We start from the raw sequence: 19088 nt of genomic DNA, 5'->3' as shown, positions 1-19088 counted from the left end.
AAAGCCCGGTTTCCCGGGCTTTTCAATCATTGCTGAAGGTTTTATTTCTTTACACGTTCGCTGTAGCAGCGTTCGCGGGTATCGACTTTAATGATGTCGTTTTCATTGATGAATAAAGGAACCATCAGTTCAGCACCTGTTTCAAGAGTCGCTGGTTTTAGCGCTGTTGAACTGGCTGTGTTTCCTTTTTCGCCAGGAATGGTTTGAGTAACTTCCAATTCAACAAAAGGAGGCAGCTCAGCAGTCAGTGGGGTTTCATTTTCAGCCTGGAAGTTTACCTCAATCATTTGGCCTTCTTTCATCAAATCGGCGTTTTCAATCATGTCCGGATTCAGTGAAATTTGCTCAAATGTTTCGGTGTGCATGAAGTTGCACCCCATGTCATCTTTATACAGGTATTGATACGGTCTTCTTTCAACCCGAACCACATCTACTTTTACTCCGGCATTAAAGGTGTTTTCAAGCACTTTCCCGGTTTTAACATTTTTCAATTTGGTACGCACAAAAGCGGCACCTTTACCGGGCTTAACATGTTGAAATTGTACAATGGTAAAAATCTGTCCGTTGTATTCAATTGTCAGTCCGTTTCTAAAATCTGATGTACTAGCCATATCTTTGAATTATAATGAATTGCAAATTTTGCTGCAAAAATAGTTATTTTCTGCTTAATATTTTCCTTTTCTACCGCTAATCAATTCATTTGTTGAACTTAGTCCACTTGTTCGATGCCATTTTTTTTGTAGGAATGGAGTTCACATTTTAGGGCACCCACTCTCAGATCGAACTCAAGCAAGAGTGGAATGCGGTGCTCATCGTTGGTAATGTAAAACTTAAGGCCGCTGTTGCTGTTCAACACTTTCCCCTTGTCAATGCGGGGCTGAATGATATGACATTCTTTGGTGCCGAGTTTGGATTTTATTTTGGTTTTTCCCAGGTATTTCACCTTCATTACAAAATGCTCATCGGCATGAAAAACCGGGATGGAAAATTCTTCTCCTCCATCAAACTGATCGAGGTAATTGGTATGACGCATGTAAAAAAATGCAGTGACAAAGTCAACCGTATTGTGGGGTACTTTTCGCGGCCCGGACCGTTGTGAGTAGATGGAGTCCCGGTCGTTGAAGAAGAAGGCTTCGTTGTACCAGCGATAGTTGCCTTCTTTAATGTTTCGAATAGCCTTATAAGGCAGGTAAGTTTTAGGATCGACAATACTTTCATATATGTCATGAACGCCAAACAGCATATTGGTTACCCCAACGGTGTTGCCGTCCAGAAGAAGATGAATGGCTTCTTTGCCTTCGTAGGTGGTGTCTTCGACACTCAAAATTGCTTCGCCTCCCTTGAAGAAGCCGTATTTCATGTGGTACTTCAGTTCTTCATGGGGCTGGGCATTGACAAGAATGGCCGCCAGTAAAAAGGAAATGATTAGTTGTATTTTCATGGTTTCAGCATATTTTTCTTGGGAATGCCCGCAATGAAATCTTTCAGGTAGAAAGGCTCAAAATAGGCCACATCCTCAAAATGATTGTTATCAAACGCTTTCTGAGCCAGAGAACACATAAACTGTGCCGAAGTTTCAAGGTTATTGATAAAGATGGCATTAGGATGGTCAATGACTGGTTGGCATTTAGAAGCTCCATTGCCAAAAAATGCGATCGGGTGCTGGTTCAGTTGGCTGGCAAAAGTGTCTGCATCCACAATCTTGGCAGAAACTGATTCCAGCTCTTGATTCTGCAAATCATACATGGCGGTGTACACTTCCATGCGTCGGGCATCGATCATGGGGCATAACCGAAGTTGTGCATGAGGCTGAATGGCATATTTTTCAAGATTAGAGCTGACATGATCGCTCATGGCTTGCAAGGGACTGATGGCAATCAACGGAATTTGATTGGCATAACAAATGCCTTTGGCCAATGAAACACCAATACGAAGTCCGGTGTACGAGCCGGGGCCTTTGCTGATGGCGACTGCTTGTAGTTGATTGAAATCAAGTTTATTGCGCTGGATTAACTGATCGGCAAATACACTTAATAAGCGCGCATGATTTTGGCCTTCATTACTTTCAATATAATCCACCAGTTGACCATTCTTTGACAGAGACACACTACATACCTGGGTTGATGATTCGAGATTTAATATTAATGTCATTGTTTTCTTCCTTTAAACCGCAAAATTAAGATATTAACAGCATAAGCCCCTAAAATGATTTGGAAAATTGAATAAAGCTTTTTTGTTAAAAACAAATGATCTGAAAAATCTGAATAGTTTGTATTTTTTATTAGTTTTAAATGATTTTTAATCAGGTACAATGTATAGAGCTGCAATTATTGATGATGATCAATTAGCCCGCAGGGTATTATTACGAATTCTGGATCAACAATTTCCTGAAATTGATGTGGTTGGTGAAGCTGACTCTGTCGAGAGCGGAGTTGAGCTAATTTTGAAAGAAGCTCCGGACCTGGTGTTTCTGGATATTGAAATGCCTGATGGTACGGGTTTCGACCTGATTGAAAAATTGCCAGAAGTTAACTTCAAGCTGGTATTCACCACTTCCTATAGCGATTATGCCATTACGGCCTTTAAATACTCGGCTTTCGATTACATCCTAAAACCGGTTTTGGTTGAAAATGTCAAAGCAACCATCCAGCGCATCAGCGAGATTCCGGTGTTGAATGAGAAACACCGGGTTGAAGCGCTGAAGAAAAATATTGACAATAAGGGCGAGAGTTCGCACGTAACAATTGCCTTGCCGGAGATGAATGGCTTTGCGATCATTAAGGTGACTCATATTTTACGTTGCGAGGGCGAACGCAACTATACCCGGGTGTATTACCAAAATGGCACTTCAGTGCTTATCTCCAGAACCTTGCTTGAATTCGATCAATTGTTGGTGCCGCATGGTTTTTGCCGTATCCATCGTTCCCACCTCGTCAATCTGAAATACGTTGAGCGCTACCTGAAAACGGATGGCGGTCTGGTTGAATTGTCGGACAAATCACAGCTTCGTGTTTCCCCAAAATACAAAGAAGAATTGCTTGATAAACTGCTTCACAACCGGCTTTAAAGAGGCGCTTGTTGTCATTGGTTCTGCCATTATTCCTGTTTGCTAGTTCGGCTTCCCCGTTTGCTAATTCCGATATTTATCTGTTCTCTTTCCATCTATCTTTATCGACGCTAAAACGAGTGGATTAGCAATTTGTAGGATCATCTTCCGGATGAATCCGAAGAATTGGAACATGATCAAATCTGGGAGTTGATGAAGTTTTCAATAGAACGGTGCTTGCTATTTTGTATACTTTTTTTTTGTCTGTTGCTGTCTCGCCAAAGTTTCGGGCAGATTTATATCAATTCTCCAACAGTTTACCCTTCCTCCACAACAATTTCTCAAAATTTAATTGTCAACGATACACTTTGGGTTCAGGGCGATTTAACCTTAGCCAATAAGGTCGTACTAACGATCAACCAAGGCGGTGTTGTTATTATTCAGGAGAATCTAATCACCGCCAATAAGATTACGCTGGATATTGACAGTTACTTGTTTATTCTGGGATCATTAACCCATACCGGGGCTGAAAAGCATGCTGAGGCAGTGGTTTCAGATGCTTCGCATGTGTATATTTTTGGAGATGTTTCTGCCGACTTTGATAATACCGATATTGCTTGTCCTGATGTTGACTATGAACAAGGAACAATCAATAATTGCGGACACGGAACGCTGGATGATTTTTTAGAAGGCGAGTCCGACAACCCCATTTTTGAACAGATTGTTTCCGATAAGGTGGAACCAACCAATAACTTGGTTTCCTTTCCTGAGGACGGGCAACTTTGTCCTTCTGGCAACGTGACTTTGAGCATCCAGGAGCCGGAAGCGAGCAATATTTTTTGGTATCAGGATGGAGTCAAAGTTGAAAGTGCCGGAGCACTAACCAAAGACGTTTATTCAGTGGGAATTTACCATGCTATTTACAAATTGGGCACGCAATGGTATCAAACCAATGAAATCTCAGTAACTAATGATCATACTTCCCCATCAGTCAATTGTCCTCCTCCAGCTACATTTGACTGTATAGAGAATCTACCACAGATAAATAACATTGCTGATTTTGAAAGTATTGGAGGAGCAGTATCGGATAATTGTAATTTGACCATCTCGTACGAGGATGTTACGGCAACTGCCAGTGGCTGTAGAGTAATCCGAACGTATACTATCATGGATGAATCGAAGAATATGGTGACTTGCGAGCAGGAGTTCACGATTCGAGATGATATTGATCCTGTCATTGCCTGTGTTGATTTAAGTTTCAGCCCAACCAACGATGATTGTTCTGTTACAATTCCGGTTGATAAACCGGTAATTAATGCCGATACCGATAATTGTAAATTTGGAGATATTGAACCTGTTTATAGTTTTTTCCTTTTCAATAATCCAGAAAATGAGATAACCGGATCAGGAGATATCCCGGAGACCAACTTTCCGTTAGGGCGTACCACAATCACTTGGACTTTTGCCGATGAGTGTGGGAATTCGGTGGCTTGCACCCAAATCATTGATGTGACTTTTGAATTGAGCGAAATCAGCTACGACAATGGCTCAACCTCAACTGATGTTGGTTCAGGAGTATACCCCATGCAAACGTCCACTCACACCTATGCTGTTGATTCAAAAATTCCTGAAGTGGGGTATTCTTACCAATGGAAATTATTCGAAAGGAACGGTGAGAACCTTGGAGACGAGGTTGATCCGGCTTATTACATCATTAATCAAACAGAAGAATCGAATGGCACCTCAGTTGCCATCACCTTTTTGGAAGACTTGCGTGTCGAAAACGAGTACTTTATTGCAGTGGAGAAATGGAGAGACGGAACCTTATGTGGCAAACAGGAGACTTTACCCATTAGAATTTACCCCCACGATTTTGATGTAGAGCTGTTGCCTGCAGGGTCTGATTGTCAGGCAGGAGAGACGGGAACTCCAAGTACAATAACGTGGGAGATTAGCTTTCCTGAAATCGTTACCGAACCTTTCCTGTTCAATTACAACATTACGCTCGACGGAACTCCCATTTGTACAGGAACCGTCTCAGGTATTTCATATTCGAACACAAGTCTTAACCACGATAGTGGATGCCCGGTAGGAAGCCCGGCAGCTCCTCCTTATACGCTGGTCAGCAAAAATCAAAATTCAAATACGGTTAGGCTAGAATATGTTATCAGTAGCGTCACGGGGAGTGATCTGCAAATTGGCCTTACCGTGAAGGCAACTGATGCTTTTGAAGTTTCGGACAGTAATGTTTCAAACGATTCGGAAGATGTGATTCTTTGGGGAGTTCCAAATACCTCCGATATAACAACGGATTAATCAATAATGTGATAGATAGATAATAAAAATAATAACCTTAATTTTTACAGATGAAAAAGTTCTTTACTTTATTTAGCGTACTAATTTTTCTGGGCATGAGCGCCAATGTGCTGGCACAAGATGCTACTCACTATCCTGGAGAAGTTCATACTTTTCGAGTTGACGACCACGGTGCTGCTGCTAGCTATGCATGGGAAGTTTACACCGACGCGACTTTAAAAACAGCAGTTGGCTCTAATTCTAATGCAAACTACATCATTTCGGGCGAAGGAACTCACGAAGTTACAATTACATGGACGAATATTGCTCCTACCACTTACTATGTAGGAGTGACAGAAACAATTGGTAACTGTTCTACTAGTCGGTATACTAGTGTTGCAATTAATGCTGCTTCATATGATTTAGTTGTGGTTAATGAGGATGCAAGTGAAAACGTCATCGATTTAGAGACTTGCATGGAAGGGGCAGGACGAATTTTTAATATGTCTGAAGCAATCACCCCGCTTGACAATGTTGTGTATTTTACTGTTTCATTGGAAAACGAAGGCTCTCTATTTAATCCTCAGGATGGTTGGGCTTTTGACTACATATTGACAGTGAAAGATGCGGCTGATGTAACTAAGACTGCAACTGTTGTGGTAGTTGGTACTCCAACAGAGGTGAGCGGTATTTCTACAACAGGATCAGGTACTATTTCGGTTGATGGATTAAATAAATTCACGATTGCAGTAACTGTAGCCGATAATCCAGGAACATCTAGCTCTGATGATCTTCTTGTTCAATTTGTAGGAACTAATTTAGAAGTTGGAGCTGGTAAAATTACAGAAACAGATAGTAAAGGAAATGCGATTAACTACACCAGAAATACTTATCCAAACACAAGTGCGATTACAGTCGATTAAAGAACTTGAATAGAAAATTATACCACCTCAAAACTCTTGAGGTGGTATATTTTCAATGAAAAAGGAAATTGCCATAGGATTGATTTCTCTTTTCATTTTAATTACTGGGGTAATTAAATTACAAGCGCAGACTTCTTATTTTATTGGACAGGAAATTTCTTTCGAAGTTGAAGCTGTGGATGAAAATGAATATTTGTGGGGCGTGTTCTTAGATGAGAATGCGTTGATCCCCGCAAATCAGGATTCCTATGACTTTATTGCTTCAGCAGAAGAAAGTCACACCAAATTGGTATTCCATAAAGCCAGTTCTTATTTTATTGTCCTATTGGAAACGAACCCGTTGGGATGTTCCACAGGACGATCACTTCCTATCGAAGTCGTTCCAACTGGAGATTTAGGCCTGGCAGTTACCAATGCTTCGACCACCCAATGTTACCAGGAAGGGAACAACGATTTTTCGGTTGAGCTTCAGTTTTTAGATGATCAGGGCAGCTTTTGGACGGCTGATCGTTTTCCGGTAAGGGTTTCCTTTACGGTCAACGATGTGCCACAACCAACGCAAACCGTTAGCTACCTGAATCAACAACTGCATATTCCGGAAACGGCCTTTGAGGCTGATCCAACACAGAATACGGTTGTTTCTATTCAGCTAATTGAAGTAACCGACAAACAAAATTTGACCATTCCCGCCCGTGAGGGAAAAGATATTCAAACCACTACGCTGGTGTCTGCTCCAGAAATTAGCTTCAACACCAATGAGGATGAAGTGGCGTTTGGGACGATCTCTGCGTATTCGGTACAAGGGGCCTCTGCATACACTTATTCCTGGACACTTTCAAAGCCTAATGGAGGGTTGCTTCAGTTGAGTTCGGAAACCAACACCACCGAACCAATAAACTGGAACTTGTCGGGCGTGAACCGATTAAGTGTGCAAGCCACTAACCAGGCGGGCTGTTCATCGCAAGTTTATACCCGAACAATTGTTGTTTTGCCCCAGGAAGACCGGCCGGTAGCCATCATTGAAACTGAGCGGCTGGAGACAGGAAGTTGTGGAACTGTTCGTTTGGATGCCAGCAAAAGTACAGGCGTTGGAAAACTGAGCTATAGCTGGTCGCCAACGGCCGGGCTGGATGATCCGGCAAGTCCGACACCTCTTTTAAGGGGGGAAGCCTCTGCGCGTTATACCGTTACGGTTACCGACAGTCGGGGGAAAACAGCGACTGATGATGTTTTTGTGGAAGTGCTGCCTTCGCCCCAAATTGGACTGGACAGGCAGGTGTTTGTCAACTCACCGAACGAAGTTATTTTGCTCGATGCTTCCTCAAGCGCAGGTACTGACCTGTCGTTCAATTGGTGGTCATCGGGCGATGGTTTGCTTGTAAGCGGGGCACAAACTGCAACGCCACAAGTTTTGGGACTGGGGAAATACTACCTTCAGGTAACGGATCGTTTTGGCTGTTCGGCCTTGGATTCGGTGGTGGTAGGCCTGCTTGTTCAGGTTACGGCAGCGGATGACCAGGCAGACGTGTTGGTCAATACCTATGCTGATATCAACGTGCTTAGGAATGATGCTCCGAAGGGACAACTCGATCCGCAATCCATTACTATTGTGTCGCCTCCGAGCCAGGGAGTTGCTCATGTCACTTCTGACTCCATCATTACTTATACGCCTAACCCGTACTATGTGGGGGCCGATGAATTTATTTATGCGGTGTGCGACTACTCCAATCACTGTGATGAAGCCAATGTTTTGGTGCGGATCAGTGATGAGGCACTGTTTATCCCCAATGCCTTCTCGCCCAATGGCGACGGTATAAATGATTATTTCGAAATTATCGGGATTGATGGCTATGAACGTGTTAAGCTCCGGATTCTGAATCGTTGGGGAAGCTTGATTTATGAATCGAATAACTATGGGCGAAGTGGCGATGGCTTTTGGGATGGCACAGCCAGCAAAGGAATCCGTTTTGGTGACGGACAGATTGCTACCGGAACCTACTATTACATCCTGGATTTGGGGCGGGGAAAAGAGAAAGTCACGGGCTTTGTTTACCTGGACCGCTAACGGATAATTAACCTCTGGATATGACATTGAAACGAACAGCTTGGGGCGCTTGCTGCAGCTCCAAGAATCAGCCCTTGCCGGGCACTTCTACACTTCCCAAAGCGGGTAGTGGTGCGTGCTGCCTGATGGTAGATAGTTCCACAAGCCTTTTCGCTATACCTTTTTCCGGGTTTGCTAACTACTTGTTTTTGCAGGGCTTTTCAAGTGGTATGTTTGTCGCTGAAATTGAGTGCGTTTTTAGCATGAAGCCAATGAGGGACACAGTTTAATGAAGCGATTGTTTGCACTGATATTGGGGGTGTTTAGTGTTGTTCTTTTCCCGGTAACGGAAAGTTGGGCGCAGCAAGATCCGATGTATACGCAGTATATGAACAATATCCTTTCCGTAAATCCGGCCTATGCCGGCTCCGGCAATGTGCTCAGTCTTATGGTTATGTCGCGTAACCAGTGGGTTTCCTTTGAGGGTGCTCCGGCGACACAATCTTTCGTGATGCATGCTCCAATTTCCAGACAGCACATGGGCTTGGGATTTTCCTTGTTGAAAGACCAGCTGGGCCCTATTAATCAAACCGGAGCTTATGCCGATTATTCGTACAGCATTGATTTTACGCGTGGGCGTTACCTGTCTTTTGGATTAAAGGCAGGCGTTAACTTTTTTGAAGCCAAGCTGTCCGATCTGGAAACGGTCGATCCGAATGATCCGGTATTTGCCAGTGATATTACGCGCAATTTCCTGCCCAATGTGGGGCTGGGCATCTACTACCATTCGGAGCGAAGCATGGTCGGGCTCTCGGTGCCAAAGCTTATTGAGAATAAAATTAACCGGCACAATTCGTCGTCCGAATATGTGAGTAAAGAAAATATTCACTTGTTTTTGATGGCCGGCTATGTTTTTGACTTGAACCGGATCATCAAGTTTAAACCCTATTTCTTAGTCAAGTACAGTACGAATATACCGCTGGATTTAGACTTGACAGCCCAGTTTCTTTTTTATGAGCGTCTGTGGCTTGGTGCCATGTACCGGGTGGGCGATGCCGTGGGGGGCATGATGCAGGTTCAAATTTCAAAGAGCTTGAAAGTGGGTTATTCTTATGATATCACAGCAACCGATTTCGGCGTTTACAACAACGGAACGCATGAAATATTAGTGAGCTATGACTTTAACTTCGGGCGGGACAAAGTCCGGTCGCCACGTTATTTTTAACTAAACCTGAAAACCTGATGAGACCGGCAACACGTAAAATTATCCTGACTTCGTTTTTTTTCTTGCTGCTTTGCTCGTTTACTCTTGCCCAAAAAATAACGATTCGTTTGGCTGATAAAAGCTATGCGGATTTTGCTTTTATTGAAGCGATTGGCTTATACGAATTCGCCTACGAAAAGAACCCGGAAGATACTTATGTCATTCGGCAGCTGGCTAAGGCCAATCAAAAAATTGGGGATACCGAATCGGTTGAGAAATGGCTGAAACTCCTGATTGATTGCGGAGAAGAATCGCCGGAAGACGTGTTTAGTTACTCGCAGGTGCTGAAGAGTAATGGGCGTTACCAGGAGGCTGAAAAGTTGCTGGCCAGGTATGCACAGCTAAAGCCAGGTGACGAGCGCATTGACTCTCAAACCTCGTTGCTGGAGCAAATTCGTTTATTGCATCGTGATTCAACCCGGTATAAAATTCGTCCGGTTTCGTTGAACACCGACGGATCGGAATTGGGGGTTGCCTTTTATCGCGATCAGCTTGTTTTTTCATCGACCAAGGCGGTAAACGGAGTGCCTGGCTTAAAATATAAATGGAACGAATTGCCTTACCTCAATTTGTTTATTGGCGACCGGGGGCCCAATGGCGATATTCTTAATGTTGAAAAATTTGCGCCCAAGTTGGAGACAAGCTATCATGACGGGCCGGTGGCGTTTGACCCTTACCGCGACCGGGTGTATATTACACGCAATAACGTAGGGAAAGGGCACAATGTTAGCAAGGGGAAGGATGGCGAGGTAAACCTGAAAATTTTGTTTGGTGGTAAGGAACAAGGAGAGTGGGAATACCGGGGAGAGTTTGTATTCAACAGTGATGATTATTCCACCGGACACCCGGCGGTCGACACCACGGGGAGCGTCCTGTATTTTGTATCAGATATGCCAGGAGGTTACGGCGGGACAGATATTTATCGGTCCGAATTTAGCGGAGGTTACTGGACAGAGCCGGAGAACCTTGGACCGGCAATAAACACCAGTGGCAATGAGCTTTCTCCCTTTGTCAGCTACGATGGCTTGTTTTATTTTTCATCCGATGGGCATGGCGGCCTGGGAGGGCTGGATGTGTATGTGGCGGTACCTGAAAATGAGACTTTCCATTCGGTGAAAAACATGGGATATCCGCTGAATAGTCCGAAAGATGATTTCAGCTTTGTGCTGGATAAAACCGGAACTGCCGGGTACTTATCCTCGAACCGAAAAGGCGGGCGTGGCAACGATGACATTTACTATGTTCGCATTCCGTCTGTCCCGGTCTTTATTCGGGGCGTGGTTAACGATATGGTTACCGGCCAGCCTTTGGCTGGTGCTAAAATCAGTCTGGTCAATCCGTTTGCCGACACCCTTTCAACCCAGCTGACTTCGGCTGACGGGATGTTTCAGTTTGAAGTGAATAAAGGCCTGAGCTATACCATTCAGGGGCAAAAAGAATACTATTTCAAAAATAAGGTGGAGCTTGGAACCTTAAAATTGCGGGAAGGGGAGGAAACGACCGTACAACTTTTGCTTGAGCGGGAAGTGCTGGAAGAAGGAGAGCCCGAGCCACTTTATATGGAAACTGAAAACGGAGAGCCATTGCAGGTGTTGAGCGAAGATGATGTTCAGTTTTATAACGATAGCTGGGTGATTAACTCCGAAATTGCTCACACCATGGACGGACTCATTGACTATCTGGTTCAGTTTCCGGATGTTGAGATTCGGATTGAATCGCACACCGATTCGCGTGGAGACGATCAGGAAAACCTGCTGTTGTCGAAACGAAGGGCAAAAGCCATCTTCAATTATATTGTGTGGAAAGGCATCAATCCCTTGCGGATTGTGTACAAAGGCTATGGCGAAACCCGTTTGCTGAATAATTGCGATGATGGCGTGGATTGCCCGGAGGCAGATCATGCAGCCAATATCCGGAATATTGTGAAAGTGGTTAAAAAAGGAGAGTATCAGGGTGTGCGTGCCAAGCGATCAATATCTCACTTCTAGCAGGTAGTCGGTTCAGAAGTTGCTCTTTGTTGAGCTTAAGAGGCTGTTTGAAACGGCATCTTGGCCATTTTTTCGACTTCAAGGCTAGGATAGCCAAACTCTTCAACAACCTTGCCCAGCAGCAGGTAAATGCCATCTCCCCGAAACGGATACTGCTTGAGCGAAGGCGGAAAGTGGACCGAGTCAAAGAACTCACCATACACATCAACGAAAGTGCCGAAGTGCATCATTTCCTTCTTTACGGTTCGAACATATTTTATGGTTACCAAACGCCCCAGCATCCGCACTTTACGCCCAACATGCTGAAGCATATTTTTTGCAAAAACTTCGCCCCGAAAACGGGTTTGTAGCAGGTCGAAGAGGCTTATGCTGATTGGAAATTCCAACAGTTCAATCTCGTCATAGGCATCGCGTAAAGGCGATTGTTCCAGCTTGGGGAGTTGGTAGTTTCGCTCCTGAACCTGAAACATGGATGGGCTTTTTACTTTCGGAATAGGTTTGTTTAAAAGAAGGTGTCCCTCCCACAGCAAGGCAGCTTTGGTTTTCTGGGTGAAGCGAAAAGCCCCCAGTCGGATGAGCAGGGTGAGTTGTTCTTTGCCGATGGTAACACGCTCAATAAAGTCGGCGAGTGACTGGAAGGGGCCGTTTTTTTCCCGTTCGCAGACCAGCCGGCTGATGGTTTGTTGCTCTAGGTTTTGAACAAATACAAAACCGGTGTAAATCGTCCGTCCTGTAATTCGTGTTTCATTTCGGCTGTGGTTGACACAGGGCAGTTCAATGTGGGCGCCGCAGCGCTGGGCTTCATTGAAATAGACCCACGGGCGGTAAAATCCACCGAAATTGTTGATGACCGCAACCATGAATTCCAGCGGAAAATAGGTTTTCAGAAACAGGCTTTGAAAGCTTTCTACGGCATACGATGCCGAATGGGCCTTGGAAAACGAGTAGCCGGCAAATGACTCAATCTGGCGCCACACTTCCAAGCTTAAAGCATCGGGATAACCTTTGGCCCGGCAGTTGCTGAAAAAAGTGTCCTCGATGCGCTGGAATTCCGTTCGCGAACGGTACTTTCCGCTCATGGCCCGGCGCAGCACATCGGCTTCGGCCAGATCGAGGCCTGCAAAATGGTGTGCCACTTTGATCACATCTTCCTGGTAAACCATCACGCCATAGGTTCCTTCCAGCTGTTCTTTCATAATCGGGTGCAGGTATTGAAACCCATTGGGATGGTGAAACCGGTGAATGTACTGCCGCATCATGCCTGACTTGGCCACGCCGGGGCGGATGATGGAGCTGGCGGCCACCAGCGTGAGGTAGTCATTGCATTGCAGCTTTTTTAGCAATCCTCGCATGGCCGGACTTTCAATGTAGAAACAACCATTGGTTTCTGCGGTTTGCAGGCGTTTTTTTACTTCTTTATCCTGAAAAAACTGATTCACCTGGTGCACATCAACTTGCTTTCCCTGGTTCTCACGAACAATTTCCACAGTTTCCTTGATGTGTCCAATGCCGCGCTGGCTGAGGATGTCGAGCTTGTCAAAGCGCAGGTCTTCGGCCACATACATATCCCATTGGGTGGTTGGAAGCCCTTTGGGAGGCAAGTCCAGTGCAGAGTAATAGGTGATTGGTTCTTCCGAAATCAGGATACCTCCGGCGTGGATGCTTCTTGCATTGGGAAAGTCTGCCATCTGTTGGGCGAGTTTTTCGATGGCTTCCGTGATTTTGTTTTGATTTTGCCTGTTTCCCGGATCACGAATCAGCCGGTCAATTTCTTCCTTGGGCAAGCCAAACACTTTCCCGAGCTCCCGGTAAATGGATCGGCCTTTAAAGGTGGAGGTGGCTCCTAGTAAGGCGGTGTGTTCTTTGCCATAGCGCTTGAAAATGTACTGTTGAATTTCGTCCCGGTCTCGCCACGAATAGTCGATGTCGAAATCGGGCGGACTGGTACGCTTGGGGTTCAGAAAACGTTCGAAATACAGGTTGAGTTTGATGGGGTCAACATCGGTGATTCGCAGGCAGTAAGCGACAATGCTGTTGGCTCCACTTCCTCGCCCAACATGATAAATATCGCGTGACATGCTGTAGCGAATGATGTCCCAGGCAATCAGAAAGTAAGATGAAAAATTCAGCTTGAAAATAATATTTAACTCATGCCTGACCCGCTCCCGGGCTTCCCGGTTGTTGGTGCCGTAGCGATAAATCATCCCCTCGAAGGCCAGTTTTTCAAGCAATTGTTTGTCGGTACTCACCGTGTGGGTAAACACTTTTTTGTTTTTGAAGGAGCTAAAATCAATGGTGATGTTGCAATCGTCCAGTACTTTTTGGGTGTTACGAATGATTTCCGGGTACCGGGAAAATCGTTCATAAAGCCTGGCAGGCGGAAGCATAATTTCAGAAGCAGGAGCTGACTGGCTGGAGCTAAGTTTACTAATCAGTGTGTTGTGATCGATAGCCCGCAGGCTTTTGTGCAAGTGCCAGCCCGATTGGTTGGTGAAACTGACGGGTTGAAGAATAACCAAGCGGTGAGACGCGCTAAGGTAAGGTGAAGTTAGCAGTTGGTTTACCTCATCGGGGCGTACTCCTATAAACTCATGATCGTGTAGTTTCTGGTGTTTTTTGCTGAACGGATAAATAACATAGACCTGGTTGAAGCGTGGCGCCTCAGCCGGAAATTCTTTTTTCTGAAGGTTATGTTCCGTCAGCCAGTCGTTTAATTCTTTCAGGCCTTCGCGGTTACGGGCCAAGCCGATATACAAGAGCTGATCGCCATTTCGGAATTCGCAACCGGCAACGGGTTTAATCCCTTTGGAGCTGGCAGCTTTCACGAAGTCAGGAATGCCCATGGTGGTGTTAATATCGGTCAGGGCCAGGCTTTCTACTGACATGTTTGAAGCTTGTTCCAGCAACTCTTCAATGCTAAGGGTGCCGTAGCGAAGACTGAAAAATGAGTGGTTGTTGAGGTACATACTTTCTTGTTTTTAATGATTCACAGGACTTAGCCTGAAGCGTGCCAGTCAGGTTGAGACCGCAGCAAGACAAGGACTGACTTTCCTTGCATGAATTAGCGGTCAGACAACGAATTCACGAAGCCCGGCATTTGACTCCGGAGGCCCGGCGAACCGCGTCGGAGCCAAAACGCATGCGGATTTTATCCATTGATAAGTAGAGCTTCACCATTTTTTCGTTGTTGTCGAACAGGTTGAGTTGCTGGGCGCCTCCTACCAAGCCACTCAGCTTAACCCCGATCAGGCGGACAAGCATGCGTCGCTGGTATACCCGGCGAAACAAATCACGGGCTGTCTCCATCAGCACGTGGTCAAGAGAGGTATAAGCAATCTTTTTTTGTAGGGTATGGGTGTCGTAATTGCTGTAGCGGATTTTGACGGTGACCACCGAGGCCAGTCGTTGTTTTTGACGTAACCTGAAAGCCAGTTTTTCAACCATTCGGGTTAGTACCTGATTCAGCATTTGTACATCAATGCTATCGGTTTCGAAGGTGCGTTCCGTGCTCATCGATTTTTCTTCGGAGTAGGGCACTACCGGACGGCTGTCGATACCATTGGCGCGGCGCCAGATTTCGATCCCGGTTTTTCCGAGTACACTTTCCATCATGGTTGGTGGAATGGCGCTTAGGGTTTGAATGGTTTGCACACCCATGGAGGAAAGCAGCTGATAATTTTTGGGGCCAACCAATGGAATTTTTCTGATTGATAAGGGGTTCAGGAATGGCTGAACCTGGTTTTGGATCACTTCTTTTTCGCCATTGGGTTTGGCTTCTCCGGTAGCTATTTTCGATACGGTTTTATTAACCGATAATCCAAAAGAAATGGGCAAACCGGTTTCCTGAATGATGAGCTGGCGCAATTCGTGTGTCCATTGGTAGGAGCCAAAAAAGCGATCCATCCCACTCATGTCAATGTAATGCTCATCAATCGATGCCTTTTCGTACATCGGAGCCTTGTGGGCAATAACCTCTGTTACGAGCCGGGAATACTTGCTGTACAAGTCCATATCTCCGCGGATGACAATGGCATCGCCGCACAGGTTGAGAGCCATGCGCATGGGCATGGCTGAATGGATACCAAAGGTACGGGCTTCGTAACTGCAGCTGGCTACAACCCCCCGGTCCGAAAGCCCTCCAATGAGAATGGGTTTGCCGTTTAAGTTAGAATTCATTAGCCGTTCGACAGATACAAAAAAAGTATCCAGGTCAAAATGGGCAATGGTGCGGTTTTGTAGATTCATCGTTCCCTCCTTTCATGCATGCTACTGGTCATTCTCCCCAAAAAATCAACACAAACAAATTGTTTTTCAATGCAAAATCTGTATTTTTGATTATTATATAATCAAATTTGCGGATTATAATATAATCATTCTAGCTATGTATTTTGCTTCAAACCTTAAGTTTTTGAGAAAACGCCGGCGACGTACCCAGGAAGATATCGCGCTTGCATTGGGAATCAAGCGTTCGACTCTGAATAATTATGAAAACGGGATTTCCGGACCTAATATTCAGATCCTGATTCGTTTGTCCGATTATTTTGGGGTGGCTGTTGATACGCTTTTGCGGGTTGATCTTTCGCAACTTCGGTTGAGTCAGTTGTATGAATTGGAACATGGGCAGGATGTTTTTTTGCGGGGAAGCAATATTCGGGTGTTAGCAACCACGGTTGATTCGCACAACCGGGAAAATATTGAACTGGTTTCGGAGAAAGCGAAAGCCGGTTACCTGAATGGGTTTTCTGACCCGGATTATATTTCAGAACTTCCGGCTTTTCAGTTGCCATTCCTTTCTTCTGAAAAAAAATACCGTACCTTCCAGATTTCCGGTGATTCGATGTTGCCGATACCTGATGGTGCCTGGGTTACAGGCGAGTTCATTCAGGATTGGTATGAGCTGAAAGATGGCGACTGTTGTGTGGTGCTTACCTTGAATGAAGGAGTGGTTTTTAAGAAGGTAAAAAACAGGCTGGCGGAAGCTGGTTGTTTGGAACTGATTTCAACCAACCGGGCCTATGCGCCTTACACGATGCAGGTTACTGAAATTCGGGAAATCTGGAAATTTGTACACTTTATCTCCAGAGAAGTTCCTGAGCAAAGCACTTCTGACCAGTTGCACCGACAGATGGAGATTATCCAGGAAGAGCTGGCAGCTATTCGAAATAAACTGAGCTGAAGATGGTGCAAGCACTGAACTTCCGAAAAGAAAGAGGGCTCAAGTGCTAAACGCATTGAACCCTCAGATTTAACTGTTATAAACTAAAAACAGAGCGATTTTACTTTTTCAGAATTTTATCCAAAATGCTTTCCTTATCCAGCTTTTTGGTGCAGAAGAACCAGTCGTAACAATGCATTTCATCTTTGCTTTCCATGCGTTCTTTGGCTGTTCCGCACGAACCGGCAGTGGGTACAATAACATCGTCGCCCGGTTGCCAATCCGCTGGCGTAGCCACTTCAAACTCATCCGCTGTTTGCAGGGCAATCAGAGCCCGGTAAAGCTCATCGAAATTACGTCCGAGACTTAGCGGGTAGTAAATAATGGTACGGATTATTCCTTTTGGATCAATGATGAATACGGCTCTTACGGCTTTGGTATTACTTTCGCCGGGCATCATCATGCCATATTTGGTAGCCACTTCCATGGTAATATCTTCAATCAGCGGGAAGGTGACTTCGACATCTTTCATCCCTTTGTACTCAATTTTTTCCTTGATGGTACGCAGCCAGGCAATGTGGCTGTACAAGCCATCCACAGAAAGTCCGACCAGTTTACAATTGGCCTGATTGAATTGCTTTTCCATGCTGGCAAAAGTCATAAACTCGGAGGTACAAACCGGTGTAAAATCGGCTGGATGACTAAAGAGGATAACCCAGCTGCCTTTGTAATCTGATGGAAAATTAATTTCGCCTTGTGTGGTTACAGCTTTAAATTCAGGTGCCGCCTCGCCAATGCGAGGCATACTTACGGTTGGTTGTGTTTGATTTTCTTCCATTGTTCTAATACTTTAAAGATTAATAATTGATTTTTTACTGATTTGAATCGTAATTAAAGTTTGCTGTTTTGCCTCTTTTAAAAAGTAGAAATAGTAAGCATTATATAGAACATTAGTTCGAATGAAAGGTTCATTTATTGACTGTGGCTACTTTTGTATTCACTTTGGGTTTTTCATTTTTGCGGCAATAATCTCGGCAGCCTTTATTAATGGATAACCAGCAGGAGAAGCCGTCAAACAAGGATGTGTGCCGATTTGTGAAATAAGCAGTGAATTAACAGACATCCTGTTTTGAATGGCTAAACCAATGACATTCGTTAATTCTCCGGCGCTTGTACCCCCAATTACTTCTCCACCAACAATAACTCCTGAGTATTTGGCAACAATCAGTTTTACTTGTTGTTTGTGAGTTCCAGGTAAGTTGCCCGGGTGATGGTCAATGCCTTCGAAAAAACCGGTAACAACCGAAACATCTTCTTCTTTGGCTCGTGATTCTGTAATTCCTGCCGTTCCAAATCCATATTCGCCAATGGCTGTTGAGTAAATTCCGATGGTTCCGCTAAAAGTTTTAACCACGTGGATGTTGAATAAATTCATTCCAGCTACGCGCGCTTCGGCACAAGCTGTTGAGGCCAGCATGGTGGAAATGCGCTTGCGGGTAATAAAATCACGCTTTTGTGCGCAGTCCCCAATAGCAAATACATCTTTTTCGTGGGTACGCATGTATTCGTCAACAGCGATAAAACCACTTTCGTCAACATAAATTCCAGAATCTTCAGCCAACTTTGTGTTTGGTTCGTAACCCATTGACAGAATTACCGCATCGGCATGGAGTAGATCGCCGTTTTCCAATTTCACCCCTTGCACTTTTGAGTCACCCACTACTTCACGGATTCCGTTGCCTGTTATGATTTTGACGCCTCTACTCTCAAGAATCTCTGCAATTCGAGAAGCGATCTCCTCATCGAAAGCAGAATACAGAATACTCGTTTCTTTTTCAATTAGTGTAACATCATGTCCCTGCTTTTTTAATTCATCAGAAAATTCAACCCCGATAAAGCCAGCACCAACCACGACCACTTTTTTGAGCTCGCTAATTTGATTTTTCATCTCATCCAGGTAAGCTCGATCTTTCGGAATCACAAAAACATGGTCTAGCTCAGTACCTTTAAGCCATTTGGGCTTTACGGGTGTTGACCCCGTGGCAATGACCAGTTTGTTGTAACTGATTTGTTCTCCATCTTTTAGGGTCACCGTTTTCGTATTCTTACTAATTGAAACAACTTCGTTGACAAGGGTATCAACTCCTATTTTTGATAGCATATTATCAACAGGCATAATGTTCTGCTGACTACTATCAAGTGTGCCAAAAATGTAAGGAATACCACAGGGGACCATGACCTCTTTTTGCTTTTTTACCAGAGTAAAGCTTTTATCAGCCCATGATGTTTTGCCAGACATTGCCGCCACCATACCTGCTGCGCTTCCTCCAATAATTAATACATCTGTCTTTTTCATATGCTTATGTTTTTAAT

The 19088-nt window shown here is 44.7% G+C and carries 14 protein-coding genes; 7 read left to right on the top strand and 7 right to left on the bottom strand.

Annotated features, from left to right (window positions below; all coding sequences use genetic code 11):
* Window positions 1-41: 41 nt before the first annotated feature.
* The 3 genes from efp to tsaB form a co-directional block, all read right to left on the bottom strand.
* A complete protein-coding gene (gene efp, locus Q1A18_RS09235; RefSeq protein WP_299578786.1) occupies window positions 42-611 on the bottom strand; it encodes an elongation factor P in 570 nt (189 codons plus the stop codon).
* A gap of 98 nt (window positions 612-709) precedes the next feature.
* On the bottom strand, window positions 710-1441 hold the full coding sequence (locus Q1A18_RS09230) for a DUF3108 domain-containing protein (protein ID WP_299578784.1): 732 nt from the start codon (window positions 1439-1441) through the stop codon (window positions 710-712).
* Window positions 1438-2151, bottom strand: a complete 714-nt coding sequence (gene tsaB, locus Q1A18_RS09225; protein WP_299578782.1) for a tRNA (adenosine(37)-N6)-threonylcarbamoyltransferase complex dimerization subunit type 1 TsaB — start codon at window positions 2149-2151, stop codon at window positions 1438-1440. Before tsaB ends, Q1A18_RS09230 begins: the two co-directional genes overlap by 4 nt.
* A gap of 160 nt (window positions 2152-2311) precedes the next feature.
* Between tsaB and Q1A18_RS09220 the strand changes: the two genes are divergently transcribed.
* From Q1A18_RS09220 to Q1A18_RS09195, 6 genes are all read left to right on the top strand, one after another.
* Entirely contained in the window at window positions 2312-3067 is a 756-nt protein-coding gene (locus Q1A18_RS09220; protein ID WP_299578780.1) for a LytTR family DNA-binding domain-containing protein, read from the top strand.
* 192 nt (window positions 3068-3259) lie between these two features.
* Complete coding sequence (locus Q1A18_RS09215; RefSeq protein ID WP_299578778.1) at window positions 3260-5362, top strand: hypothetical protein; 2103 nt, start codon at window positions 3260-3262, stop codon at window positions 5360-5362.
* A 50-nt stretch (window positions 5363-5412) separates the two neighbouring features.
* Window positions 5413-6264 (top strand): hypothetical protein, encoded by an 852-nt coding sequence (locus Q1A18_RS09210; protein ID WP_299578776.1) that lies wholly within the window; start codon window positions 5413-5415, stop codon window positions 6262-6264.
* 55 nt (window positions 6265-6319) lie between these two features.
* The gene (locus Q1A18_RS09205) at window positions 6320-8329 is read left to right on the top strand and encodes a gliding motility-associated C-terminal domain-containing protein (protein WP_299578773.1); all 2010 of its coding nucleotides are present in this window, start codon (window positions 6320-6322) and stop codon (window positions 8327-8329) included.
* A gap of 268 nt (window positions 8330-8597) precedes the next feature.
* Window positions 8598-9533, top strand: a complete 936-nt coding sequence (locus Q1A18_RS09200) for a type IX secretion system membrane protein PorP/SprF (protein ID WP_299578771.1) — start codon at window positions 8598-8600, stop codon at window positions 9531-9533.
* A gap of 17 nt (window positions 9534-9550) precedes the next feature.
* Window positions 9551-11560 carry an OmpA family protein gene (locus tag Q1A18_RS09195; protein ID WP_299578769.1) on the top strand — a complete coding sequence of 670 codons (2010 nt, stop codon included), beginning with the start codon at window positions 9551-9553 and terminating at the stop codon, window positions 11558-11560.
* Between the two features lie 35 nt (window positions 11561-11595).
* On the opposite strand, the gene dnaE is transcribed toward Q1A18_RS09195, so the two are convergent.
* Together dnaE and dinB are read right to left on the bottom strand one after the other, a co-directional pair.
* Complete coding sequence (gene dnaE / locus Q1A18_RS09190; protein ID WP_299578767.1) at window positions 11596-14526, bottom strand: DNA polymerase III subunit alpha; 2931 nt, start codon at window positions 14524-14526, stop codon at window positions 11596-11598.
* Window positions 14527-14641: 115 nt separating this feature from the next.
* Entirely contained in the window at window positions 14642-15805 is a 1164-nt protein-coding gene (dinB, locus tag Q1A18_RS09185; RefSeq protein ID WP_299578765.1) for a DNA polymerase IV, read from the bottom strand.
* 163 nt (window positions 15806-15968) lie between these two features.
* Between dinB and Q1A18_RS09180 the strand changes: the two genes are divergently transcribed.
* On the top strand, window positions 15969-16736 hold the full coding sequence (locus Q1A18_RS09180) for a LexA family transcriptional regulator (protein ID WP_299578763.1): 768 nt from the start codon (window positions 15969-15971) through the stop codon (window positions 16734-16736).
* 100 nt (window positions 16737-16836) lie between these two features.
* On the opposite strand, the gene Q1A18_RS09175 is transcribed toward Q1A18_RS09180, so the two are convergent.
* Window positions 16837-17553 (bottom strand): peroxiredoxin, encoded by a 717-nt coding sequence (locus Q1A18_RS09175; RefSeq protein WP_299578761.1) that lies wholly within the window; start codon window positions 17551-17553, stop codon window positions 16837-16839.
* A gap of 159 nt (window positions 17554-17712) precedes the next feature.
* On the bottom strand, window positions 17713-19071 hold the full coding sequence (locus Q1A18_RS09170) for an FAD-dependent oxidoreductase (protein WP_299578760.1): 1359 nt from the start codon (window positions 19069-19071) through the stop codon (window positions 17713-17715).
* Window positions 19072-19088 lie beyond the last annotated feature (17 nt).

Source organism: uncultured Sunxiuqinia sp., from assembly GCF_947495665.1.
Classification (GTDB): domain Bacteria; phylum Bacteroidota; class Bacteroidia; order Bacteroidales; family Prolixibacteraceae; genus Sunxiuqinia; species Sunxiuqinia rutila.
The sequence above is the reverse complement of the archived record's forward strand: the minus strand, read 5'-3'. Positions and strand labels throughout refer to the sequence as shown.